21 protein-coding genes and 2 tRNA genes are annotated in these 23,007 nt (G+C 42.5%); 3 read left to right on the top strand and 20 right to left on the bottom strand.

Annotation, left to right across the window (positions count from 1 at the left end; genetic code table 11):
* Positions 1-158: 158 nt before the first annotated feature.
* From FYJ75_RS10435 to FYJ75_RS10390, 10 genes are all read right to left on the bottom strand, one after another.
* A complete protein-coding gene (locus tag FYJ75_RS10435) occupies positions 159-716 on the bottom strand; it encodes a phosphohydrolase (RefSeq protein ID WP_154430395.1) in 558 nt (185 codons plus the stop codon).
* 19 nt (positions 717-735) lie between these two features.
* Positions 736-1,218, bottom strand: a complete 483-nt coding sequence (locus tag FYJ75_RS10430) for a CYTH domain-containing protein (protein WP_154430394.1) — start codon at positions 1,216-1,218, stop codon at positions 736-738.
* Complete coding sequence (locus tag FYJ75_RS10425; protein ID WP_154430393.1) at positions 1,218-1,973, bottom strand: alpha/beta fold hydrolase; 756 nt, start codon at positions 1,971-1,973, stop codon at positions 1,218-1,220. Before FYJ75_RS10425 ends, FYJ75_RS10430 begins: the two co-directional genes overlap by 1 nt.
* A 9-nt stretch (positions 1,974-1,982) precedes the next feature.
* On the bottom strand, positions 1,983-2,858 hold the full coding sequence (locus tag FYJ75_RS10420) for a methionyl aminopeptidase (protein ID WP_154430392.1): 876 nt from the start codon (positions 2,856-2,858) through the stop codon (positions 1,983-1,985).
* A gap of 17 nt (positions 2,859-2,875) precedes the next feature.
* Complete coding sequence (locus tag FYJ75_RS10415; protein ID WP_154430391.1) at positions 2,876-3,577, bottom strand: hypothetical protein; 702 nt, start codon at positions 3,575-3,577, stop codon at positions 2,876-2,878.
* A gap of 10 nt (positions 3,578-3,587) precedes the next feature.
* Positions 3,588-4,025: a GatB/YqeY domain-containing protein gene (locus tag FYJ75_RS10410; protein ID WP_154430390.1), complete on the bottom strand. Its 438-nt coding sequence runs from the start codon at positions 4,023-4,025 to the stop codon at positions 3,588-3,590.
* A gap of 66 nt (positions 4,026-4,091) precedes the next feature.
* Positions 4,092-5,471: a C40 family peptidase gene (locus FYJ75_RS10405; protein WP_195838991.1), complete on the bottom strand. Its 1,380-nt coding sequence runs from the start codon at positions 5,469-5,471 to the stop codon at positions 4,092-4,094.
* Between the two features lie 194 nt (positions 5,472-5,665).
* On the bottom strand, positions 5,666-7,225 hold the full coding sequence (locus FYJ75_RS10400; RefSeq protein ID WP_195838990.1) for a DUF3794 and LysM peptidoglycan-binding domain-containing protein: 1,560 nt from the start codon (positions 7,223-7,225) through the stop codon (positions 5,666-5,668).
* Positions 7,226-7,304: 79 nt separating this feature from the next.
* Positions 7,305-7,547: a Veg family protein gene (locus FYJ75_RS10395; protein ID WP_154430387.1), complete on the bottom strand. Its 243-nt coding sequence runs from the start codon at positions 7,545-7,547 to the stop codon at positions 7,305-7,307.
* Between the two features lie 172 nt (positions 7,548-7,719).
* The gene (locus FYJ75_RS10390) at positions 7,720-8,136 is read right to left on the bottom strand and encodes a protease complex subunit PrcB family protein (protein ID WP_195838989.1); all 417 of its coding nucleotides are present in this window, start codon (positions 8,134-8,136) and stop codon (positions 7,720-7,722) included.
* A 785-nt stretch (positions 8,137-8,921) separates the two neighbouring features.
* On the opposite strand from FYJ75_RS10390, the gene FYJ75_RS10385 reads away from it, so the two are divergent.
* On the top strand, positions 8,922-9,662 hold the full coding sequence (locus tag FYJ75_RS10385) for a lysophospholipid acyltransferase family protein (protein WP_154430385.1): 741 nt from the start codon (positions 8,922-8,924) through the stop codon (positions 9,660-9,662).
* 3 nt (positions 9,663-9,665) lie between these two features.
* Here the strand turns inward: FYJ75_RS10385 and FYJ75_RS10380 are convergent, their stop codons facing one another.
* From FYJ75_RS10380 to malQ, 5 genes are all read right to left on the bottom strand, one after another.
* Positions 9,666-11,315 carry an alpha-amylase family glycosyl hydrolase gene (locus FYJ75_RS10380; protein ID WP_154430384.1) on the bottom strand — a complete coding sequence of 550 codons (1,650 nt, stop codon included), beginning with the start codon at positions 11,313-11,315 and terminating at the stop codon, positions 9,666-9,668.
* Between the two features lie 146 nt (positions 11,316-11,461).
* On the bottom strand, positions 11,462-12,340 hold the full coding sequence (locus FYJ75_RS10375) for a sugar ABC transporter permease (protein ID WP_154430383.1): 879 nt from the start codon (positions 12,338-12,340) through the stop codon (positions 11,462-11,464).
* Positions 12,340-13,734 carry a carbohydrate ABC transporter permease gene (locus tag FYJ75_RS10370; protein WP_154430382.1) on the bottom strand — a complete coding sequence of 465 codons (1,395 nt, stop codon included), beginning with the start codon at positions 13,732-13,734 and terminating at the stop codon, positions 12,340-12,342. The genes FYJ75_RS10375 and FYJ75_RS10370 overlap by 1 nt, the downstream gene beginning before the upstream one ends.
* 95 nt (positions 13,735-13,829) lie before the next feature.
* Complete coding sequence (locus FYJ75_RS10365) at positions 13,830-15,068, bottom strand: extracellular solute-binding protein (RefSeq protein WP_154430381.1); 1,239 nt, start codon at positions 15,066-15,068, stop codon at positions 13,830-13,832.
* A gap of 71 nt (positions 15,069-15,139) precedes the next feature.
* Complete coding sequence (malQ, locus tag FYJ75_RS10360) at positions 15,140-16,636, bottom strand: 4-alpha-glucanotransferase (RefSeq protein WP_235907083.1); 1,497 nt, start codon at positions 16,634-16,636, stop codon at positions 15,140-15,142.
* 291 nt (positions 16,637-16,927) lie between these two features.
* Here malQ and FYJ75_RS10355 point away from each other — a divergent pair, with 291 nt between their 5' ends.
* Together FYJ75_RS10355 and FYJ75_RS10350 are read left to right on the top strand one after the other, a co-directional pair.
* Positions 16,928-17,953, top strand: coding sequence for a LacI family DNA-binding transcriptional regulator (locus FYJ75_RS10355; RefSeq protein WP_154430379.1), 1,026 nt, complete (start codon positions 16,928-16,930; stop codon positions 17,951-17,953).
* A gap of 26 nt (positions 17,954-17,979) precedes the next feature.
* On the top strand, positions 17,980-20,049 hold the full coding sequence (locus tag FYJ75_RS10350) for a hypothetical protein (RefSeq protein WP_154430378.1): 2,070 nt from the start codon (positions 17,980-17,982) through the stop codon (positions 20,047-20,049).
* Positions 20,050-20,201: 152 nt separating this feature from the next.
* Here the strand turns inward: FYJ75_RS10350 and FYJ75_RS10345 are convergent, their stop codons facing one another.
* The 5 genes from FYJ75_RS10345 to FYJ75_RS10325 all read right to left on the bottom strand — a co-directional run bounded on the left by FYJ75_RS10345 (position 20,202) and on the right by FYJ75_RS10325 (position 22,482).
* The gene (locus FYJ75_RS10345) at positions 20,202-20,705 is read right to left on the bottom strand and encodes a hypothetical protein (RefSeq protein ID WP_154430377.1); all 504 of its coding nucleotides are present in this window, start codon (positions 20,703-20,705) and stop codon (positions 20,202-20,204) included.
* A gap of 32 nt (positions 20,706-20,737) precedes the next feature.
* Entirely contained in the window at positions 20,738-21,643 is a 906-nt protein-coding gene (locus FYJ75_RS10340) for a hypothetical protein (protein ID WP_154430376.1), read from the bottom strand.
* A gap of 137 nt (positions 21,644-21,780) precedes the next feature.
* Positions 21,781-22,191, bottom strand: coding sequence for a helix-turn-helix domain-containing protein (locus FYJ75_RS10335; protein ID WP_154430375.1), 411 nt, complete (start codon positions 22,189-22,191; stop codon positions 21,781-21,783).
* A 101-nt stretch (positions 22,192-22,292) separates the two neighbouring features.
* Positions 22,293-22,376, bottom strand: a tRNA-Leu gene (locus tag FYJ75_RS10330).
* 24 nt (positions 22,377-22,400) lie between these two features.
* Positions 22,401-22,482 (bottom strand) — tRNA-Tyr (locus tag FYJ75_RS10325).
* Positions 22,483-23,007: the final 525 nt, after the last annotated feature.

Raw genomic sequence — 23,007 nt, 5'->3', positions numbered from 1 at the left:
TTACTTTGAGAACCAAAAATTGCATAAAACAGTGACTATTCTGTTCCGTTGTCCGAAAATCTGTCACTGCTTTATGCAATTTTCTGTTTGCAAAACTATGAATCTCTTTTGACATCCTGACCTTATAAGACAAAAGGATGAAACAGCATATCGCTGCTTCATCCTTTTTCTGATTCCAGGATTTTCTGGAGCTTATCAAACAGGATCAAAAATTCCTTCTCCACTTCTTTGAATGGACGTGTTTCATATTCCGGTGTACTGATGAGAACCGGTTCTATTGGAAACAGGCATTCTCCCATAAAAAATTTAAACTCATAGTACAGACATCCATCATCGATATTGTGAATCAGTTCCTCTTCTTTTTCGGTCGGAAGTGAGCCAAGATACTTCTCATAGACGATGTTCTGCACCTGTTCTTCGATCTGCAGATACATCGTCATGTTCTTTTTGACCGGACGCGTTACATCAGACAGATATGCCTCACTTGCGTCATGCAGAAGACATGCCATTGCCACACGCGGGCTGTAATTTCTTTCCAACGCTTCATCACAGCACTGGATACAATGCTGCGCCACGGAGAAGAACTCCGGAAAATGTCCATTTGCTCTCGGTATCATGGAAAGTGCATGTGCAATATCTTCAATTGCTACATTTGCAGCTACCGGATTCATCGTATCAAATTTAATCTTGGTATATGTTGTAATACAATCTTTCATTTTTTCACCTGTCTTATGATTACTGGAAAAGCCTTGTACGCCTCCAGTAATTTTTCATCTTGTAAGCATCATCATCCGTGACCTCAGTGCCAAGGAAATCTTCCGGGACAAAAGCCTCCGCAGCCGCTTCGCTCTCAAATTCGATCTCGCCGTAATAAAACTCGTGCTCCGTGCCTGCATCAACGCAGCAAACCTCAAGAATATAGCCATCCAGATCATAGCTTCGGTAATCCTTGCAGATCATTGGATGTCCTACAAATTCTACTGCGTCCTGATAAAACTGTTCCTCAATCCCGGTCTTGATCTCGGTTCTGGAAAGTGTTCCATTCCCCTTTACCGTGAGACGGTAATTTGTCTTACCGGTATTGCGGTCTACCGCCTTGTGTATCCGTATTTCCGGTTCAACACTGATATACCCCTGCTCAATGTCCACCTGGCGCAGACATTTTAAATGCTCCGGGAATCCATTCATTCTGAATTTACGTTCAATCTCCAGTGCCATTACGACTCTCCCCACATGACGATCACCTGGTCTACGACCTCCTGCTGCTGTTCCTTTTTCGGGATTTCAGCCTCTCCATCGCCTTTTTGTTTTCCATAATTGCCGTAACCGGCATGATTTCCGCCTTCAATTACGTATTCCGTAAAATCCGATGGTAGATTTTTCTTCTCTGCCTCGTATTTTTTCCGGTTCAAAACGCCATCCTGGCTTCCGTAAATGCTTAAGACCTCCACATCTTTCTGTGACAGGTCTGCCGTACTGTATGCCCCCAGCAGTACAAGTCCGGTGATCTGATCCGAATGCTTTGCCGTATAACTTGCAGCCATCGCTCCCCCAAGCGAATGTCCCATCATATACCATTCATGAATATCTTTTTGCTGCTCGATCACCTGATCTGCTGCATTCACGTCAAATATTGCAAGATGAAACGGCATCCGCATCAGATATACCGTGTAGCCAGCCTGCATCAGGTTCTCCATAAGCGGTGCATAGGCAGTCTCTTCCACCTTTGCTCCCGGATAAAAGATGATTCCTCTGTCCGCAGGCTCGGTTCCCTGAAAAACATAATAATCTTTTTCTTCTGTAACTGTTCCGTTTGGGACACAACGCATTGCATCAAGTGCTTTCTGTGATGCATGATAATAGCTTCGCAGATAGAATATACAACCGTATACCACTACGATCACGATTGCAGCAACAGCCATAATCATCCAGACTTTACGGCTGTTCTCCATCTTCTTTTTCTGTGTCGACATATTTCTCTCCTACCAGGACAGAACTTCTGCCCCGTCTTCTGTTACAAGAACCATGATCTCCCACTGTGCTGATGGAAGACCATCCTGTGTATAGATTTCCCAGTCATTTTCTTCATTTACAAAAATATCCGGTTTTCCCATATTGACCATAGGCTCGATTGTAAAAATCATGCCAGGAACCATTAACATATCGGTTCCACGTTTGGTGTTATAACCAACCCATGGCTCCTCATGGAATTCCAGTCCGACTCCGTGTCCGCCGATCTCACGTACTACGGTATAGCCGTTTGCAAACGCATGGTCGTGTACCGCCTGTCCCATGTCGCCTAAAAATCCCCATGGTTTTACTTCTTTCAGTCCAAGCTCTACACATTCCTTTGTTACTTCTACGAGTTTTTTCTTCTCCGGACTTACTTCGCCAATGCAGAACATTCTCGAAGAATCCGAAAAATATCCATTCAGGATCGTAGAACAGTCTACATTGATAATATCTCCGTCTTTTAAGATCACATCTTCAGACGGGAATCCATGGCACACCTGATCATTTACAGAGGTACATACGCTGTATGGATAACCTTCGTAATTCAGCGGTGCAGGGATTCCTCCCATAGATGTGGTCATATCATAAACGATCTTATCGATTTCTGCCGTTGACATTCCTGCATGGATATGCTCTTCAATATAATCTAAGACTGCAACATTGATCTTTGCACTCTGTTTGATTCCGGCAATCTGATCTGCATTTTTAATGATATCGTGTGTCGGAACTTTGTGTCCTTCTGCTGCGATTTTTGCAATTCTTTCATCAAAATTCTGGTGGCAGGCTTTATATTTTCTGCCGCTGCCACACCAGCAGGGATCATTTCTTCCAATTTTTACTGACATACTACTCTTCTTTCTATCTACAATTCTGTGCCAAGTGTCACATGTCCAAAGGAAACGCGGCTCCAGACATTCCTGTAGATCTTACATTTATTCTTTTCTTTGAGCTGTTCATATGCTTCCCCGGAAAAATCATAATCTCCATGGTCCGCATTCTGCAGTTCTTCATAAACATACTGGTACTTCTCGGCGAGAGCGATTCTCGACATGGTATCCACAATATCGTCCTTTGTGATTCCAAGTCCGTCCTCTCCATTCCGGTCTGTCAGATCCGACCAGAAATCCTCGATCTTATTCTCCAGTTCTTTTTGTTCTTCCTCATTCAGGGCTGTTCCATCTTTCATTGCCATCTGATAGAAAATCTCATCATGTATCGCCATCTGGATTGCTGCATTTCTTGCTGCCACACGTACAAACTGACCATCGGTATGTACATTCCAGTACTGCTTCGGATCATCCGGATTGTATACCTCAGCCTGTTTCTCCACTTCGCCTTCCTCATATGCCACGTAAAATGCAAGCTGGCGCAGTGTAAGGTCTGTTCCATTCACGCATACTGCTTTCTGGTCCAGACTTTGCGGATAAGAAAGTGCCTTTTTACTGGTCGATGAGTCATAGGACTTCCACCCGAGTACAACAACAAGGACAGCCAGAACTACGGTAATGATGTATTTTTTTCTGCTTCTTCGGGCTTTTTTCAGCCACGTGAGAAATTTATCCATAGTGATCCGTTTACTGACAAAGTTTTGCAACTACCTGGTTGATGACTTTTCCGTCTGCTTTGCCTTTTAATTCCGGCATAACATTCTTCATGATCATTCCCTTGTTCTTAGAAGCAAGTACATCTGCAAATTTCTCTGTGATGAATTTCTCTACTTCCTCTGCTGACATCATTGCAGGTGCGAACTCCTGATAAATATCATAACGTGCCTGATATTCCTCTTTCAGATCCGGGCGTGATTCCGGGCAGCTGTCGATCTGCTCTTTTACCGTCTTTAACTCTTTTAAGATTACACGGTTTACAAGTTCTTCCTTGATGTCATCACGGCATCCCTCGTCAATTGCAACTTTTTTAGCTGCAGAAACAAGTCCGGAGATTGCGTCCTTTCTTACCTTATCTCTTGCCTTCATTGCAGCGATCATTTCTTTTTGTAAAGTTTCCATTTCCATGGTTCATTTCCTCCTGGTCTTTCATTTTATATGAAGTCTTTTGACTCTATAAGCTTGTCTGTTACTTTATCCGGCTCTTCGGATTGCAAGGATCGTATGGCAGTTTACACTACGATACTGGGTAATTCCCGCACTGGTGGACTGTGCCTCTACAATGCATCCATTGCCCATATAGATGGCAACATGTCCCGGATATACCACGACATCGCCTGCCTGCATATTGTTATAGCTTACCGGCTGTCCCCATGATGCAAAGGACTGGGAATATCTCGGTGAGCTGATTCCAAAGTGTTCCATGACAAGATGTACAAATCCCGAGCAGTCACAGCCTTCCGTCAGACTGTTTCCTCCCCAGACGTAAGGGTTTCCTACAAACTGACATGCATAGCTTACAATTGCACTTCCCGATACACTGGAAGACGGATTGTTGGAATCATCCGTCAGATAACCGGCACTTCCAATGCCACTGGCGCCACTTCCGCCACCGGCATCTTTCCCACTGCTGGAACCACTTCCGGATGAACTGCTTCCCGAGGAGCTGCCTCCGGAGCTGCTGCCCGATGAACTGCTGTTTGAGCTGCTGCCGGAGCTTGTATTTGCAGAAGCAGATGCCTGCTGTGCTGCCTCCTGTGCTTTCCGCTGCTCCTCAGCCTTTTTCGCTGCTTCTTCTTCCTGCTGTTTGATAACCGCATTCTGCTGTGCAACCGTCTGTGCATACTGATTTGCCAGATTCTGTGCTGTCGCAATCTGTGATTCATAATCTGCGGACTGTGCTTTCAGGTCCGAAATTACTCCCTCGAGTGCTGTCTGCTGTTCGGTATAGCTTGCCTGCATGGATTCCATATCTGCATACTGCTGTTCCAGCTGACTCTTTAAATCAGCCACCTGCTGTACCGTTGCCTGATAGTTATTTAACATCTCACGGTCAGAATCATAAACCTTATTGACATACTCGATACGGTTTAACATATCAGCAATTCCATCTGCCTCAAGGATTGCTGTCCAGATTGAATCGGATGTTCCGTTTTCATACATGAACTGAATCCGAAGTTTCATTGCGGCATACTGTTCTGCCTCTTTCTGCTGTGCCGCCTCAAGATCTACCTCAGCCTGATCGATCTGATTCTGTGTATCATCCATATCATCCTGAAGTAACTGCTGGTTAGTCAGAATGCTGGCCATTTCCTGTGCCTTATCAGACAACTGACTGTTGATCTGATTCTGAATTCCCTGAAGTTCACTGATCTGGCTGTTTGCATTATCCAGATCGCTCTGTGCCTTGTCACGCTTGTCCTTTGCGGACGTCGCATAAACAGTGAGTCCTTCAAATTTTCCTGTTTCTATTCCATCTGCCAGTGGAAACGCAAGCAGCATGGCAGCAACAAGTCCTGCCGATACGATACGCTTCCGAAACTGTTTATTTTTTATGTATTGATATAATTTCATTTTTCCTCCGATAACCCCTATTATGTATGCAGGCATACCTATATGTATTTTGGCACAAATTGACGGATTTTTCCATAGGTATTTTCTAACAATATGCGCTATTTGTATATCCTGCCATGCAAATGATAACATTCCTCAAAAAACCAGGGCATACTCTGACGCCCTGGTCTATTATACTACTGTTGTGCCATGAATCAACCGACCTTTTTCACAATTAAGATTCTGCTTCCCGCCTCCGGCTTTTCGGCCTTCAGCGAATTGGTCTGCATCAGTTCTCCGACCGTTGTATGATACTGTTTTGCAATATCCCAGAGTTCTTCTCCTTCTTTTACCACATATCCCATGATTCCAGGCTGCCTTTTTAATTCCTCAGGATCAAACGGTTCTTCCTGCAGATCCGTGATCCTATTATAATGATGTTCTCTGATTGCAAGCACTTCAAGGCTTACCGCTGCCTTCACTTCGTAGGTACTGTTGTCTAACAGGTTGACATTGATCTGGTCAATTCCGTGTCCCATATAAAACTGTACATCCTTTGACATTCCAGGCACTTCCACCAGCTGCTCAAAAGGCAGAATCTCCCGGATATGTTCTACAGGATAATTATCATCTGCCGTCACATACAATAAATGAACCGTGAGTACGCCACTTACAAAAATGCCCTCCGGTGTCTGCGATGCTTCATCGATATGAATATCTCCACGGCAGGAACAGATCTGAAGGATTTTTTCTTTTTCGCCTTCCAGATGCATCTGATCGCCCATCCGGATTTTGGCATGGTTTTTCACAACAAGTTCCTGATAGATGGCATCCTGTGTCTGCGGAAGTACCTTTTTATTCACCGCAAAAATATCCTGCAAAACACGGACTGTCTCTTCTCTCCATATCCGGACATTCGCTCCAAAAACCATCTCAATTCCAAGAAGCCGTTCTTCTCCGTCATAATCGCCGCGGCTTTCGATCTCCATACTTGCAGGTTCCAGCTGAACCCAGAATATATCACCAGAGGCAGCATCTTCACACTCTATATTCCCCTGAAACGGCATTGTTGTCTCAAACCACTGAACCTGCTCATCCTCCTCGGTCCGGTACAGGATTCCCACCTGCGCTTCTCCACGGATGCGTATCTCTCCGTTTTCCAGCTCTTTTTCTATATTCTGTGGCTGAATGCTCTGCCAAAGGATCTTATAGATATTCGGCTTTGCATTGGGAAGTGTGATCTCATTCCGGACACGTAAAATATCCTTTTTATCTATAATAAGATTCATTAGTGTACATTCTGTGTTTTTCTGCTGATACTCCACGGTGCATTCCGCTGACTCCGGAATCTCTTCGCTTCCTTTTTCCTCTGCTTCGGCCCGGATATCGAGGAGTGCTCTTACATCCAGTTTTCTGGAATTGATAAAATTCACAGACAGATCTTCCATATCCCAGCTGAGGTTCACCGGATCTTCCTCATCGACGCCGTCCATGCTGATCTTCTCCTGAAATGGAATCGCCCCCTGCAACGCCTCCACTTTGTTTTCTGCCTGATCACTCCGGTAAAGCACTGTAAAATCCATTCTGCCTTTCACCCATACCGATTGTCCTGTTACCTTCGGCTCCTCAAATGTGACATTTCCCATAGTATGTATGATTTTTACAACATCAGCTTTGCTATCGGGAACAATATAATCGTCATCCAGCGTGATCTGTGTAAACGCTCCTGCCTTTTTTCTGTTCTGCCTGATTTCATGCTTCTTTAGCTCCAACAAAAAAATTCCTCCACTTCGAACTTTGTATAAATACATATTCGAAGCAGAGGAATTTTATTCCAATCTTACATACAAAAGCTTAACAAAGCTTCATTCTGATGTCTTTCGTAATAATGTCTGTGTAGCTGAATGATAATAACTGAGGTGGGTTCTCCTCTTTGTCGTCATCTACCAATACCGTAAAAACACTTGGATATGCTTTCTGGATTACGCCTTCCTGGATGTCTACCTTGTTGCGTCCCCGATCCAGCTGGATCATAACTCTACTGCCACACTGCTGATGAACGGATGCCCGAACTTTGCTGATGTTTGCCTGTTCCATATGATGCCTCCTCTATTTAGGTATTTGATACCGCTTGTTACACAATATCTTGTTGCTTTAGTATAGCATAGCGTTAAACTGTCTACAAGTGTACGAAAGTACTATATTCATATTCTATTGAATATTTATACATTATGCATATTTAATGAAAAATTTTATCCAGTTTCCTGTTCTACTCAAAAACGACAGGTTCTTTCACCAGTTCCGTTTTCACGACAATATACGGACAACTTGGCGACTGTGAAATTGTTTTTCCCTTTTCCGGTCCGGATAATTCCGTTTTAAAAAACACCGCATTGGACGATAAATACAATTCCTTCACCTGGATGTTATACCCTCCAGTTTCCTGTTGCCCGTATCCCATAACTATGTATAAATATTCACCAGTTTCATATGTGAATTTAAAATGTGATTCTTTTTTTAAATCAATCTGCTCTTTGAGTTCCTCCGGAAGATCTTCATCCTCCACTACCGTATACTCCAGATCCCTTACTTTCTCCTTCTCCGCTTTCCTTACTCCGCAGCTGCAAAGCAGCAGCCCGCAGACCAGAATGCAAAGCAGCATTCCTGTTATCCCTGTTCGAAACATATCATTCATTCTCCGATAAACGGCCTTACTATAACATATGCCCTATAGCTCATTCACTATTCCGGTGAACAATCGTTTGCTTAATCAAAACAGGGTGGGCGAAAGGTGGGGTTGATTTTAGAATTGTCTAATTGCACCAGACAGCAGCTATTATGTTCCATTGTCCGAAAATAAGAAAATCTATGTCTGCCTGATTCAAGCTTTCTTAAAACGACGTGTACGTCTTAAACGTCCCGTCCATGGGACGTTAAGACTTTTGCTGCCGTCCATGGCAGCAAAACACTATGTCCAAACAGGCAGACTAAGATTTTCTAATTTTCTTCCAGGTCACAAAATCAGCTACTGCCTGGTGCAATTAAACAATCACTATACTTTGAACCACCTTTCACCCCCTGACCTGATTGATCGAATGATTGCTTTTCGCACGATGCTCTTGTATAATAAGTAAAGATTGCGAGCGCCAGAAGGCGCTTGGAAATATTTTTCAATAAGATTACACATGATGCCGTTTTTTGTACTCTGGAAGAGAATTAGCATTTCTTAATGCATCTATCTGCACATAGCAATGTTCTGCCATGGAAGGCAGAACAAATCCTAACGTGCCACGGATGGCACGTTTAGGATGGTTGCGTCAACCATATTACACATTAAATCAGATGCATTTAGAAATACTTATTCTCGGACAACAGAACAAAAAACCGGTATTATGTGTAATCGTTTTAAAGAAAAATATAAGCGCATTTTGGCGCTTAAAATCTACAAACATAACAAATGAGGTGTCTTTTATGCGTACCATTATAACTGTCATATTCGTATTTCTTTTTCTGGTCATTGGTCTTCCGGTGCTCGGCATCGAATGGATCATTTCCAAATTCAACAAGAAAGCAGCAGATCTTTCCACACTGCGCATTGTACAGTGGGGATTTAAAGTTGTGCTTTTCCTTTCCGGAACAAAACTGACTGTAATCGGCAAAGAAAACATTCCAACCGATGAGCCGGTGCTTTATATTGGAAACCACCGCAGTATCTTTGATATTGTGGCAAGCTATGCACAATGTCCCGGACTTACCGGTTATATTTCCAAAAATACGATCGAAAAGGTTCCGATCCTGCGGCTTTTCATGAAGCGTATCTACTGCCTGTTCATCGACCGTGATGATATGAAGCAGAGCATGAAGGTGATCCTGACTGCGATCGACTATGTAAAACATGGTGTTTCCATCGGTATTTACCCGGAAGGAACCCGTAATAAAGATAAGAGCGATTCTGCTTCTGTCCTTCCATTTAAAGAAGGCAGCTTCAAAATCGCCCAGAAAACAGGTTGTAAAATTGTTCCAATGGCAGTTACCGGAACCGCCGAAGTATTTGAAGATCACTTTCCATGGCTGCACAGCCAGCATGTGATCCTGCAATATGGGGAACCGATCGATATGAAATCTCTTGATAAAGAGACTCAGAAAAAGATCGGCACTTACTGTCAGGAGCGTGTTGTTGAGATGCTCGAAACCCATAAAGCAATGTTATAACTTTTATTTCAAGATACAGATCGATCTTGCCGGCATTTCCAATGCACCGTCTTCCAGTGTAATGACCGAGCCATCCACGGTCAGATATCCGCGGATCTGCATATCTTTTAATGCACTGTCACCAATTGTAATGGAAGCCGCCTCATCTGAGGTATTGTATACAATTCCAATCGTGCTGTCCTGATAAGTCTTTGTGATTGCTGCCTGTGTATCTCCACACAGCTCATCAATTTTGGAGATCTGTCCACGTGCGATTTCCGGATTCTCATTGCGGATACGGATCGCGCGTTTATAATAATTCAGAAGAGAAAGCGGGTCTTTCTCCTGCTCCTCTACTCCAGAAAATTCCGAGGTAATGTCCGGGTCTGCGTCCTTTGGTCCATCGGTCATACCAGTCTTATCTGTATCTGACCAGATCATTGGAAGCCTTTTATTCTCATCCTTTTGTCCGGAGCTTGCCATTCCGATCTCTTCCCCATAGTATACAAACGGGCTTCCACTCATCGTCATAAGAAGTCCCGCTGCAAGCTTCATTTCGTCCTCATCATCCTGCAACACATTAGATACACGTGTCATATCATGGTTTGTAAGGAACGGTGCGTCAATATAATCCGGATTTTTTGCCGAAAAATCAGTCTGGTATTTGATCATGCGGTTTACCAGTGAATCCGCCTTCATTCCGCCCTGTGCCGTCTTGATCAGTGCGCCATCTGTATTTCCTGCATCAAAGTTAAACATACTTGGCGTTCCACTCTGATAGTAATCCGCGATCGTCATTTCATCTGCCCACACCTCAGATACCATGTAAAAATCAGGATTCAGCGACTTGCAGTACTCATAATACCAGTTCATGATCTCCGTATTGAACGATGTTTTATTCTCCTCTAAATGCATGATCGCATCCAGGCGGAAGCCATCCACACCTTTTCCAATCCAGAACGCTGCAATATCCTCAAATTCTTTTTTCACATTCTCATTGGCAAAATTCAGATCCGGCATTTCCGACCAGAAACTGCCCTCATAATACCAGTTTGTTCCCGCAACCTGATAATAGGAGTTATTTTCCTTCTTATTTGAAAAATGATAATAATCCACATATGGACATTGTGCCGCATCCGGCTGCTGTCCATCTGGAAGCGTCTTCAGATACTCACATGCCTGTCTGAACCACTCATGCTGGGATGATGTATGATTCATCTCAAAATCCATCACAACACGGATTCCACGTTTATGGCACTCCTCGATCAGTTTTTCAAAATCCTCGTTGGTTCCATAAGATTCATCCGTTTTGTAATAATCCTCTACGTCATATTTGTGATAAGTCGGCGACTGCAGAACCGGCATAAGCCAGATTCCGTTAAAGCCCATATCCTGAATATAATCCAGTTTGTCGATCACTCCGTTGAAATCTCCGATTCCATCCCCATCGGAATCATAAAATGAATATACAAAGATCTCATAGTAATTCCGGTAATTGTCATCGATCACATTCAGACCTTGCTCATAATCATAGACAACCGGTTCATAATTCTGTTCCTGTGCAGTCTGTGTCTCTGTCTGATCCGTCTGACTGCCCCCATTCTGCCCACATCCGCATAACAGCCCCAGTGTCATGCCCAGTGTCAGGATTACACTTAAAATTCTTTTTTTCATTTCCTTTTCTCCTTTTTACCACGTTCTCCGCATTCATGCTGAGTGTTTCTCATTCATGGAAGCCGAAAGACTCAAACAAAAAACCTGCGCAACTTTCGATGCGCAGGTTTTGAAAGCTCCCCTCAGAGTTTCGCATTTTATAATGATTAGCCTTTGACAGCTCCGCCCATTCCATCAACATAGAATTTCTGTGTTGCAAGGAAGAGGATTGCGATTGGGATTGATACGACAACGGCTCCGGCTGCGAAGCAGGTATACCAGCTGTCGATATATTCTTTCTCCAGCATCTTCCAAAGTCCGATGGATACTGTATAATAATCGGAATCTGCACGGCAGATAACTTTTCCGAAAATGAAGTCTACCCATGGTCCCATGAAAGAAGTCAGGATCGTGTATACGATGATTGGTTTACTAAGCGGAACTGTGATCTTTGTAAAGATCTGCCATCTTGTAGCCCCGTCGATTGTTGCAGCCTCATCCAGTGATTTTGGAATCGTATCAAAGAATCCCTTTGCTACGTAGAATCCAACACCGGAGCCGGCAGAGAATACAACGATCAATGCAATACGGATCATGGCACCTTCTGCCATTCCAAGTGCACTTAAGATATAGTACACAGCGATCATGGACATGAAGGATGGGAATAATCCTAAAATCATTGCAACGTTCATGAATGGTTTTCTCATTTTAAAACGCATTCTTGACATAGAGTATGCAACGGACAATACAAAGATTGTTGAAATAATACATGTAAAGATTGCGATGATAAAAGTATTCATAAACATTTTTGGGAAGTTTAAGATACTTGTATCAGTAAACAGTTTTACATAGTTACTCAGTGTATAGGTTTTTGGAAAGAAAGTGGTTACGTAGGAACCTTTTTCTCCACGGAAACTTGTTATAATTACCCAGAAAATTGGCAGTACCCAGATAAAAGAGAGAACTGCAAGGAAAATATGGATTAACACATTTCCAACTGTTTTGCGGGCTTTTGCACCACTTGAAATTTTTGCTGTTTTGCTCATTACATGAATCCCTCCTCATCTTTGTAGGATGCAGTATTACGATAGGTCACAAGTGCAACGATTGCAAGGACGATGAAGGTCATAATACCGATAACGGCACCCAGGTTGTAGTAGTTCTTATCAACAGTCAGCTTGTACAGCCATGTAACAAGAAGGTCTGTCTTTCCGGCTGTTGCATCGACTGCTGTCGGGTTACCACCGGATAACAGGAAGATAACGTTAAAGTTGTTGATGTTTCCTGTAAACTGTGTAATCAGATATGGTGTCATTACAAATAACATGTATGGCAGTGTGATCTTAAAGAATGTCTGCACTGCGTTTGCACCGTCGATTTTTGCTGCTTCGTAAAGTTCTCCAGGAATGTTCTGTAAAATACCGGTAACCTGAAGGATCGTATATGGAATACCAACCCAGAGGTTGATTACGATAACTGTCACTCTTGCCCATGTTGCATTGGTGAAGAATGGAAGTGCCTGATCAATGATGCCATATTTCAGTAACAATGTATTAACGATACCTGTCTGTGAAAGCATTGTTCTCATGATCAGCAGAGAAACGAACTGTGGAACTGCGATGGATAATACAAAGCAGAATCTCCAGAATCCTTTCCAGTGTGTATCTTTACGGTTGATAATGATCGCAAGGATCATACCAAAGAAGTAGTTCAGTACTGTTGCAAAAATTGCCCAGATCAATGTCCAGCCAAGTACTGAATAGAACTGTTTACCAATACTGTCGCCGAAGTTTAAGATCTTTGCGAAGTTTGCAAGTCCAACCCAGTCAAATAATACCAGATGATCATTTACCTTACTGTAATTGGTAAACGCCATTGTGATATTGTAGATCAATGGAAGAATTGTGAAAACTAAAACTCCCATGATTGGTGCTGCCAGTAACAATTTATATAAATTTTGATCGAACAAACTCTTGATGTCTTCTTTAAATGTGTTCAGGTGCTTTCCTGTAGAAGCAAGCACTTCCGATTTGTAGGAGCTTTTTACAGCCTCTCTCCATACAACAATAAACATCAGTGTAATGAATACTGTTGCAACTCCATACAGCAGAATCAGTGATGACTGATCACCGGCTGTATACTCATAAACCATCTTACTGTCATTCCATACCTTTTGCTGTTCTCTCCATCCTAATGATGGGAGCATTGATAAATTATAAACTCCGGATTCTATCATAAATGCGATATATCCGATTTCAATGAGAAGGAACATAAGTCCTTTTCCGATCTGTTTGTGAACAAGATTACCTAAGCCCATAATCAGAAGGGACAGCTTGGTTATAGCATTACCCTTTGTTACAGCGCCCGTTACGGTATATGGATTCACAAACTCACTCTTTCTTTTACCAGCCTTTTTCACGTTATGGGCCTCCCTTTTCATACTCTTGTGTAGCATTACTAATCCAATGTATTGAATAATCCCCAGAGCGCCTTACGGCGCCCCGAGGTTTGTTACTTTGATAAAACTTACAGATTTTACTGTGCAAGATCTGTGTTCATAGCATCGTTCATAGCTTCTGTTTTCTCAGCTGCATTGTCATGAGTGATTTCTCCAGCAACAAGTGCTTTACCCATGTTCTCAGCTGGTGACCAGTAGTTACCCATTTCAGATACTAATGGCTGCATGATAGATGTATTTTTCATAACATCTGTAACTGCTGTAGCGATCTCATCATCAGCGATTTCAATGTTTGTATTTGTAGGAAGGATGTTTCTCATATCATAGTGATCTTTCTGAGCATCCTCGCTTGCAAGGTAAGCTGCAAGTGCCATAGATACCTGCATGTTCTCTGTGTTAGGGTTAACACCGATTGCTTTTGATCCCATGAAGGATTTCATCTGGCAGTCTGTTCCATCACAGTTGAATGTTGGAAGTGCTGCAACACCCATGTTGTCGCCAAGAGCTTCTTTAACTGCTTCAGCATCCCATGTTCCAGAGAATACTGCGTTTACAGAACCATCACGTAATCCTGCAAGACCAGCTCCGTCAGCATCGTTGATGAAGTTTGCGTTTGTTGTTAAATCTACTAAGTAGTTTGTAACTGCTGCAGCTTTATCTCCACCGAAGTCAATTCCTTCAGACTCTTTTGTTCCGTCTCCGAATAATGTACATCCGTTTCCAGCGTAGAATGCCTGAATATACCATGAGTTAGATAATGGGAAAGAAACTTTTCCTTTCTCTAACATTGTATCAAGGCTCTTGATATCGTCATCAGAGAATACACTCTTGTCATAGTACATGAACCATGTATTTGATGTGAATGGGAATGCTACTACCTGATCATTGTATGTAACAGATGCTGAGATTGTATCTGAGTTTGTTGTGTTTACATAATCAAGGTAATCTCCACCGAGCTCTGCAAGTGCATTTGCGGAAACCAGATCAGGGATATTATCGTTTGCTAACATGTAAACATCAGCAGCTTTCTTAACATCCTGTGTAACTGTTGATTTTGCATCACCCTCAGCACATACGCCATATTTGAATGTGATATCCCATTCCGGATGAGCTTCGTTGAAAGCGTCACACTCTTTGGATAACCAGCCTGTATCCTGGTCTTCCTGTGGGCTCCATACGGTAATTGTACCACTCCATTTGTCATCTCCGCTTCCTTCTGTGTTAGAAGCGCTGTCGCTGCCTTTGCTTCCGCATCCGGCTACCATTGTTGCAGTCATTGCTGCAACGAGTAAAACTGATACTACTTTCTTTTTCATCGTTTTCCTCTCCTTTTATTTATTTTCCCAAAAGTTGTTATATAAAATGCTCTGCGCACCCTATATCGATGTTATCTGCGGTATACAGCTGCAAGATTTCTGATCCATGCTCTTCGTTCCTCACTGAGCTGTTCCGTTCCAAGTCTCCATCTCCAGTTAAATCCGACTGTCGATGGTGCATTCATTCGTGCCTCATTTCCGAGTTTTAAAACATCCTGCATCTGGATGATTGCAATGTCAGCAGTGCTGGCATATGCCGCCCGGATCAGGGCATCCGGAATATCTTCTTTGCTTGAGATATTCAGGTATTCATATAAGTATGCAAGTTCATATTCCGTCTTCTCGTGGAAGTAACCCACGATGGTCTCATTGTCATGCGTTCCTGCATACACAACAGTATGATGATCTATGTAATTATGTGGAAGATGTTCATTTGCGGTGTCACCATCGAATGCAAACATCAGGACTTTCATCCCCGGCCATCCGGCTTTATCCAGAAGCTTCTTCACTCCCGGAACCGGCGTCTTTCCACCATAATCATCTGCGATAAAACAGCAATCTCCAATCACTTCATTCAGTGCATTGGTAAGTTTTCTGCCAGGTCCTTTCAGCCATTTTCCATTAGATGCATTCCATGCACCATACGGAACCGTATAATCTTTGACGATTCCAAGGAAATGGTCGATTCGGATGACATCGAACATCTTTGTCCGGTTCACCACCCGGCTTTTCCACCACAAGAATCCATCTTCTTCCATTCTCTTCCAGTTGTACAGTGGGTTGCCCCAGACCTGTCCATGTGAAGAAAATTTATCCGGCACTGCAGCAGCGACACAGCTTGGTGTTCCATCCGGTTCCAAAAGGAATAATTCCTGATTGGCCCAGACATCTGCGCTGTCGAGTCCTACATAAAAAGATACATCTCCGATGATCTGTACCCCTCTGGAGTTTGCGTACTCTTTTAAGGCTTTCCATTGATTATAAAATTCATATTGACAGAACTTCCAGAAACAGATGTCTTCTTTCAGTCGTTCCCGGCTGCTTTCCAAAGCCCCCGGCTCTCTTTTCCGAAGATCTTCTTCCCATTTCTCCCAGCTTTCATCACGATGTTCATGTTTAATTGCCATAAACAATGCGTAATCTTCCAGCCAGTCTTTCTGTTCCATCTGGAATTTTAAAAATGCTTCCTGTTCCCGTCTGAACCGGCTGAAAGCCTGTCTCAGGATTTTGTATCGGTTTTCAAAAAGCACAGCATAGTCAATTCCCGTGCGGTCATTTCCCCATTTGTAACTGCTGATCTCATTCTGACTGAGCAGCCCTTCATCGATCAGATTATCCAGATCGATCAAATACGGATTGCCTGCGAATACTGACATTGCCTGATACGGACTGTCCCCAAAGCTTGTAGGTCCAATTGGAAGTACCTGCCAGTACTTTTGTTTCAGATCAACCAAAAGATCAACAAACCGAAATGCCGCATTTCCCAAAGTACCAATACCATAGGATGATGGCAGACTCGAAATCGCAAGCAGGATTCCGGATCCTCTGGTTAATTCTTTTTGCTCCAAAATATCTCCCCTACTTCGTTTTGAATAATTTTCGTTGTTTTTCGTATCTGAGTTAATTTTAGATTTATTTCGTGAATTTGTCAATGTTTTTTGGTCAAATCGAACCGTTTTTGCCGTTTTGAACTGTTTTTTATTATCATTTTTGTCAATTTTTACAATAATATCATTCATAATTTTCGAAAAAAATCTACACAAATGATTGCGAACCCTTTTTTTCTACCTTATAATGGTAACGAACATTAGAATATTGAGAATTTACATAAAGAATATCGAAACAAAGGAAGGATCTATATGGCTACGATTAAAGATATTGCAACAAGACTTGGCATCTCTGTCAGTACCGTTTCCAAAGGACTGAACGGAGCCAGCGACATCAGCGAAGAACTTCGCCAGGTCGTACTGGACACAGCGGTTGAAATGGGATACAGCACCAAACGTTCCCGTAAAGAGGAGAACCGTAAACTCTGTCTCTTCATTGAGAATATGAACTACGAAAAAATCGACGAATTCGGATATGACATCGTACTTGGTTTTAAACAGAATGCATTCCGCCACAAATGGGATGTTACCGTTGTTCCGGTAACTCCGGCTTTTCAGATGGAGGAAAAATACGACACTTACCTATTAAAGAACGGATACTGCGGTGCATTCCTCTGTGGATTTGCACTGCACGATGAATGGATGAAGCAGCTGCAGCATACAACCATGCCGACGGTGCTTCTGGATAACTTTATTGCGAACAATCCAAATGTATGCTACATCGGTACCGACAGCTATGAAGGTATCGCAATGGCAGTAAACCATCTGTATACACTTGGCCACAAAAACATTGCTTTCCTGAATGGTTCGTTACATTCCATGGTATCAGAACAGCGTCAGGAAGCTTTTGAAACAAGCATGGCTTCCCTCGGTCTTGAGATCCAGCAGGATCTTATGGCTTACGGTTACTATGTTGCCGACAGTGCACAGTATCATGTACCGGGTTTCCTTTCAGCCGGAGCTACCGCAATCATCTGTGGTAATGATCTGATCGCATCCGGTGTCATCTCCGAATGTACGCAGCGTGGTTTCCGCGTTCCGGAAGATATCAGCGTCATCGGTTTCGACGACATTCCACTTGCCCCAGCAATGACTCCACCGCTTACTACGATTCGCCAGGACAGGAATGAATTAGGAAAAGGTGCATATGTTGTATTAAACTCACTCATTCACCATATCTCAATCAGCAAAATGCTTCTGCGCCCGCAGCTGATCGAGCGTGAATCTACAACACGGGTTTCCAAAGAGCCCCGCATCATAAAGGATGATTTGAAATAACCCTGTTTTTATCCGGAGGGATTTATATGAAGAAACACAATCTTCTCAGAAAATTTGGAATTGCAGTCCTGCTTTTGTCCCTGACACTGACCGGCTGTTCCACACGAACCATTGAACGCGCTCTCATGAGTGAAACGGAACGCTATGAGGACTCACACTCTTCTCCGTTTTTCTGGGATAATGCCACTCTGATCGAGGGGTATGATAACCTTTATGAACTTACGCCGTTTTCCTTCACCGGAAAACCTTATAATAATGTTACGAATTTTGGCGATAACCTTCTTGTCATCGGAGAGGGGTATTCTGCCAATGACTCCAATACGATCAACCATTATTTTTCCATCTACAGCCCATGGGAAAACCGCATCTTAAAGACTCTTGATCCGGACGACACCGACTGCACCGATTATCAGGTAGCCGGAGATCTTCTGCTTCTTATCAACCGTGACAAATCCACGATGTCTGTTTATAACACCGAACTTTCTCTGGAGCACACGTTTGACATCAGCAGTCTGTCTTACGATGATTCCACCCGGTTTTATGCCGGAAACGGTGGAAATGTCCTGTATACCGCAGGTTCCAATGGCACTTTACTCCGGCTCGACATCTCTTCCGATACACTTTCGATCGATCAGCCTGAGATTCCATATTATAATGTAAATCTCTGCGGGGCTTCCTCCGATGGCAAAGACCTGATCATCACCGGAATTGCACAGTCTTCTTTAAAATATGTAACTGCATTGCTTTCCTTTGACGACCTTTCAACGGATACCGAATATACCGGTCTTGCATATTATGTTGCCGGTGCTTCTAACGACGCTTTTCTTGCAGAGACAGACTATAACAAGTCAGGCTGGACCTATCAGACCCCAGATCATGATACATCCTACTTTTCTTTGTACGGTTTTCAGGATATTTCGCTCCTTTCAAACAATCAGATGCTTGTTGAACGGACTTCCGAATATCAAAGCGACAGTGAAAGTACTGCATCATTTTCCCTTTATGATGCCACCGGAAACTGTGTTTCCGCTTTTTCCTATGACCTTGGTGTCTATGACTCTTCCGATCTGCTCTATCTCTCCACACAGGGCGCTTACCTGGAAAGCTGCAATTGCTACTTTATGATCCTGTATGATGTAAACTGCAATCCTTCTTTCCTTGTATGGGATCTGAATACCAAAGGAACTGCTTCCGATCCGATCACCGTATACGGAAACGAAACCGATCTGGATAATTCGGTTCCCGATGTCCAGACAACTGAGAACGATTCTGAGGATTCTGAGCCGGAAGAATACGGCGATGAAGTAACTGCGATTGCAGACAGCGACCAGTATGACTGGGGCGATCTTTCCGAAGCCCATACATATGCTGCTGAACTGGAACAGAAATATGGAATTGAACTGTACATTGGGCCGGAAGTTCCCGATATGCTTGACGTTTTCCATGTAAAACAGGTGAAAAAGCCCGATCAGGTCATGAATGCGCTGGAAACACTGGATCAGATCCTAGCCATTTATCCTGCAAATTTCTTTGAACAGCTCTGTTATGGTGAGCTGAAAGGAGTACGTATCTATCTGGCCGGAACAATCAGCGGCTCACAACAGGATACGATCAGCGATCCAAGCGGCTTTGTCAATACGATCAATGAGCATACGGTCATGGTACTCGATACCGACTATTCGTGGGACTGGAATTACACCGTAAACCATGAACTTTCGCATATGATTGACCGGAGACTGGATTTTTACCATACCTGTAACCCGGGTTCAACCTATTCCGAAGAAGCATGGAACAGCTATAATCCGGATAATTTTACTTACCTTAATTCCTACGATTCCTATGAAGATAACCGCGCTTATACTTCAAACCGCACTTATTTTATCGATTCCTATGGAACGACCTACGCAACGGAGGACCGCGCAGAGATCTTCGGAACCGCCGTTGGTGATTATCTCGATGGCTTTACCGATGATTCAGTATTTTCCGGTGATTCACCGATATCTTACAAATTACAATATTACAGCAGTGCGATCCGCGATGGATTTGATACGACAGGCTGGCCAGACCAGCTTCCGTGGGAAACAATCTGTCAATAAAATAAAATCGGTTGCAATAAAACCTTAAATTTTATTGCAACCGATTTTTTAATCTTCATAACCCTTAACTATATGAGGATCGCCCTGAAACCAATCATCAAAATTTTTATCTGCCCATGAATCTTTATACAAATGAATATGAACCGTTCCATCTATCTTTGGGTTATCGCTGTTAAAACACGAACAAATACCATAAAAAAGATCCATGGATAGCAGATACAAAACAGTTGATATAAATACCCGACCCTGTTACTGGCTTCGCTCCAAAAAGCTTTTCTCGGATTATCCAGCCAATATACCTTGATCTTTGTCCTTAGCGGTGAGCCAGTATGTTCTCTTGGATCAGAATAAAATGTTTTGCAATATGTTTTTCCATTGACAACATAAGTATACCGGGCTGAATAGTACTCTCCCATGTTACCATGGACTCTTCTTGACCGGTTCCTTCCCAGTCTGTATGCATCGTCTTTGTGAATTGTGGCTTCTGCTATATTCCCATTCTTTACAGCCTTGTCAATTTTTTTCTTTAATCCTACTTTTTTATCATACAAAACTTTAATCACAAAAATATAGGATGGTATCAATGTCAAAAATCCAACATTAAATTGCCAAGGCTGTGAGTTTATCTCCTCCATAAACATATTGAAACTTTCCATAATCTTTCTCCCTTGCTTTTATACTGCATATGCTATGCTGCAGCAGGTGCCTTTGCTTTCTCCCAAAGCTTCTTGAAGTTACTTGATAACTTGCAGAGTTTTTCGTAAAGATCGAATGAAATCTCTGTCTGTGGAGCTACTTCCATGTAAGAGAACATCATCTTTACAAGCATATAACTATCGATAAATGCTACCTTAATGCAGATTGCAATAAGGATTGCAAGAACAACTGCGATTGTTGTGTTCCACTGTAATGCACCAAAGATCAGTGCTAATAAAAGAAATGGAACCATCCATGCGAAGAATGTCGAAACCATTACTACGATCGTTGTTACTGCTGCGTTCTTTAATAAATGTTTTGTGTTCTGGAAGTAAATTACGACACCGTCACAGCCTGCTTCAAATGCACCTTTGTCTTTCTGTAAAAATGAATATCCCAAACAGCACTCATCTACATAGCCCAATGATATTCCGATAAATTTCTGGGCAAATTCTGTAACCCCACTCATTCCAGGGATAAAATCAAGTGCGTTTCCTACATTTCCTACTACTTTCTGAAGCTGTTTCACTGCTCCGCTTACAAGATGGTCTAATACAAGATACACGTTTGTTTCAACAAATCTTTCTTTTACCATGTTCTTTCCGGTTTCCACCATGTTTTCCGGAATCTGTCCTGTTGTTACAGCCTGTGAAATTACTGCTACGTGTGCGGCTTTGATCATGTAACCGATATAATTCATAATGATCTTATATGCTCCGCATGATCCAAAAATCCATATGATAAACATTACCAATGTAACTACACCATTATTACACAGATAGGTAAGTCCTCCACACATAAGAAGCAGAATCAGTGAGATTGCAGTTACCGCTGCTCCTAATCCCAGCTTAATCATGTTGAATTTCATAGTTTTTAAATATACGTCTTTTACACTCATAACTTTTTTCTCCTCCATAAAATTTGTTCTGTTGTATCTGACGTATCAAACTATATCGAAATTGACGGCTTTATTCTACCAATCAGAATTGGCGGTTTTTCGCAACTACCGGTTGTTGGAAATCACATGATGTATCTCTACTGGATATTCATCTTCTGTTTTATCTCATTGATAATACATGCAATCTGATCGAGTGTATCGATGATCGCATCCATTCGTATTTTCTCTTCATCATCGATCACACCATCTTTGACGATGTCGAGCAGTTCTTTCGATATAACATCCATATCCTGTGCCGAACCTAAAAATTTGATGATTACCCGGTCTAAGCTTTCATCTCCATTAATATGGATCGTATCTTTCAGCAAAGAATCAATGCTGACATCAAATGTTTCACTAATCGCGATCACCTTATCTGTGTCAGGCATTGCAGTTCCAAGCTCCCACTTTGAGATGGCCTGTCTGCTGACTCCCAGTCTTTCTGCTAATGATTCCTGTGAATATCCGTACTGTGTTCTTAAAGCATACAGTTTTTCTGAAAAAGTCATTTTTTCCCCTTTTATTACCGCAACCAAAGGTTGCTTTCTGTGTTTTTCTACAAATAAAAAAGCCCCAAGCACTGATCTGCGTCAATGTCTGAGACTCTTCATGCCGGCGACCGGAATCGAACCGGTACTGTGTCACCACAACAGGATTTTAAGTCCTGCGCGTCTGCCAGTTCCGCCACGCCGGCAAGCTGTAAACATGTTGTTTACAATGGGCAGAGGTGGATTCGAACCACCGAAGCAAATTGCAGCAGATTTACAGTCTGTCCCCTTTGGCCACTCGGGAATCTGCCCATTCATATGAAACTATGAATGTCAGAAAATGTTTCTGACAAGATAAGATTATAACATAGCATTTTATCATGTGCAACATGAAATTTAATTTTCTTATACCCTGTGCTCCACATGTGATGCCTGTAGCTGATATTTGTGCGCATTCGCGTGTGATATAATTCGCTACGCTCATTATATTGCTTCTCATATGATAACACTGTAGCGAATGCTGATGCCATGTATTATAATTAGTATGTAAATAACGAAAAAACATTGATTACGCCCAATAATTTACAAGTTTCATCATGTAAAACAGCTGATTCTCCGTAGAGAAAAGAAAATGTGTGATTACACCGCCAATTTCGCATGATTTGACGGTGTAATCAATCACAAATGCTGCGTTACGGAGAATATGCCAGATATCCTGCATATTATGGCTATGAAATTAGGTGTAAATCCAACCAAATTCTCAATTACGGAGAATCATCTTACAATGGTTTATAAAGAATTGGAATATCCAAAGGTGATATCGACATTTGCGAAACT

The sequence above is a fragment of the Roseburia porci genome (assembly GCF_009695765.1).
In the GTDB taxonomy this organism is placed as follows: domain Bacteria; phylum Bacillota; class Clostridia; order Lachnospirales; family Lachnospiraceae; genus Roseburia; species Roseburia porci.
This window is presented reverse-complemented; position numbering and strand designations above follow the sequence as displayed.

Excerpts from the sequence above, each read along its gene's own strand:
- FYJ75_RS10430 (WP_154430394.1), bottom strand. The coding sequence starts at position 1,218 with ATGGCACTGGAGATTGAACGTAAATTCAGAATGAATGGATTCCCGGAG.
- FYJ75_RS10350 (WP_154430378.1), top strand. The coding sequence starts at position 17,980 with ATGAAGAAACACAATCTTCTCAGAAAATTTGGAATTGCAGTCCTGCTT.
- FYJ75_RS10410 (WP_154430390.1), bottom strand. The coding sequence starts at position 4,025 with ATGGAAATGGAAACTTTACAAAAAGAAATGATCGCTGCAATGAAGGCA.
- FYJ75_RS10355 (WP_154430379.1), top strand. The coding sequence starts at position 16,928 with ATGGCTACGATTAAAGATATTGCAACAAGACTTGGCATCTCTGTCAGT.
- FYJ75_RS10380 (WP_154430384.1), bottom strand. The coding sequence starts at position 11,315 with ATGAAAAAAAGAATTTTAAGTGTAATCCTGACACTGGGCATGACACTG.
- FYJ75_RS10420 (WP_154430392.1), bottom strand. The coding sequence starts at position 2,858 with ATGTCAGTAAAAATTGGAAGAAATGATCCCTGCTGGTGTGGCAGCGGC.
- FYJ75_RS10340 (WP_154430376.1), bottom strand. The coding sequence starts at position 21,643 with ATGAGTGTAAAAGACGTATATTTAAAAACTATGAAATTCAACATGATT.
- FYJ75_RS10385 (WP_154430385.1), top strand. The coding sequence starts at position 8,922 with ATGCGTACCATTATAACTGTCATATTCGTATTTCTTTTTCTGGTCATT.
- FYJ75_RS10435 (WP_154430395.1), bottom strand. The coding sequence starts at position 716 with ATGAAAGATTGTATTACAACATATACCAAGATTAAATTTGATACGATG.
- FYJ75_RS10425 (WP_154430393.1), bottom strand. The coding sequence starts at position 1,973 with ATGTCGACACAGAAAAAGAAGATGGAGAACAGCCGTAAAGTCTGGATG.
- FYJ75_RS10345 (WP_154430377.1), bottom strand. The coding sequence starts at position 20,705 with ATGGAAAGTTTCAATATGTTTATGGAGGAGATAAACTCACAGCCTTGG.
- FYJ75_RS10375 (WP_154430383.1), bottom strand. The coding sequence starts at position 12,340 with ATGAGCAAAACAGCAAAAATTTCAAGTGGTGCAAAAGCCCGCAAAACA.
- FYJ75_RS10365 (WP_154430381.1), bottom strand. The coding sequence starts at position 15,068 with ATGAAAAAGAAAGTAGTATCAGTTTTACTCGTTGCAGCAATGACTGCA.
- FYJ75_RS10370 (WP_154430382.1), bottom strand. The coding sequence starts at position 13,734 with ATGAAAAGGGAGGCCCATAACGTGAAAAAGGCTGGTAAAAGAAAGAGT.
- FYJ75_RS10395 (WP_154430387.1), bottom strand. The coding sequence starts at position 7,547 with ATGGAACAGGCAAACATCAGCAAAGTTCGGGCATCCGTTCATCAGCAG.
- FYJ75_RS10335 (WP_154430375.1), bottom strand. The coding sequence starts at position 22,191 with ATGACTTTTTCAGAAAAACTGTATGCTTTAAGAACACAGTACGGATAT.
- FYJ75_RS10405 (WP_195838991.1), bottom strand. The coding sequence starts at position 5,471 with ATGAAATTATATCAATACATAAAAAATAAACAGTTTCGGAAGCGTATC.
- FYJ75_RS10390 (WP_195838989.1), bottom strand. The coding sequence starts at position 8,136 with ATGTTTCGAACAGGGATAACAGGAATGCTGCTTTGCATTCTGGTCTGC.
- FYJ75_RS10415 (WP_154430391.1), bottom strand. The coding sequence starts at position 3,577 with ATGGATAAATTTCTCACGTGGCTGAAAAAAGCCCGAAGAAGCAGAAAA.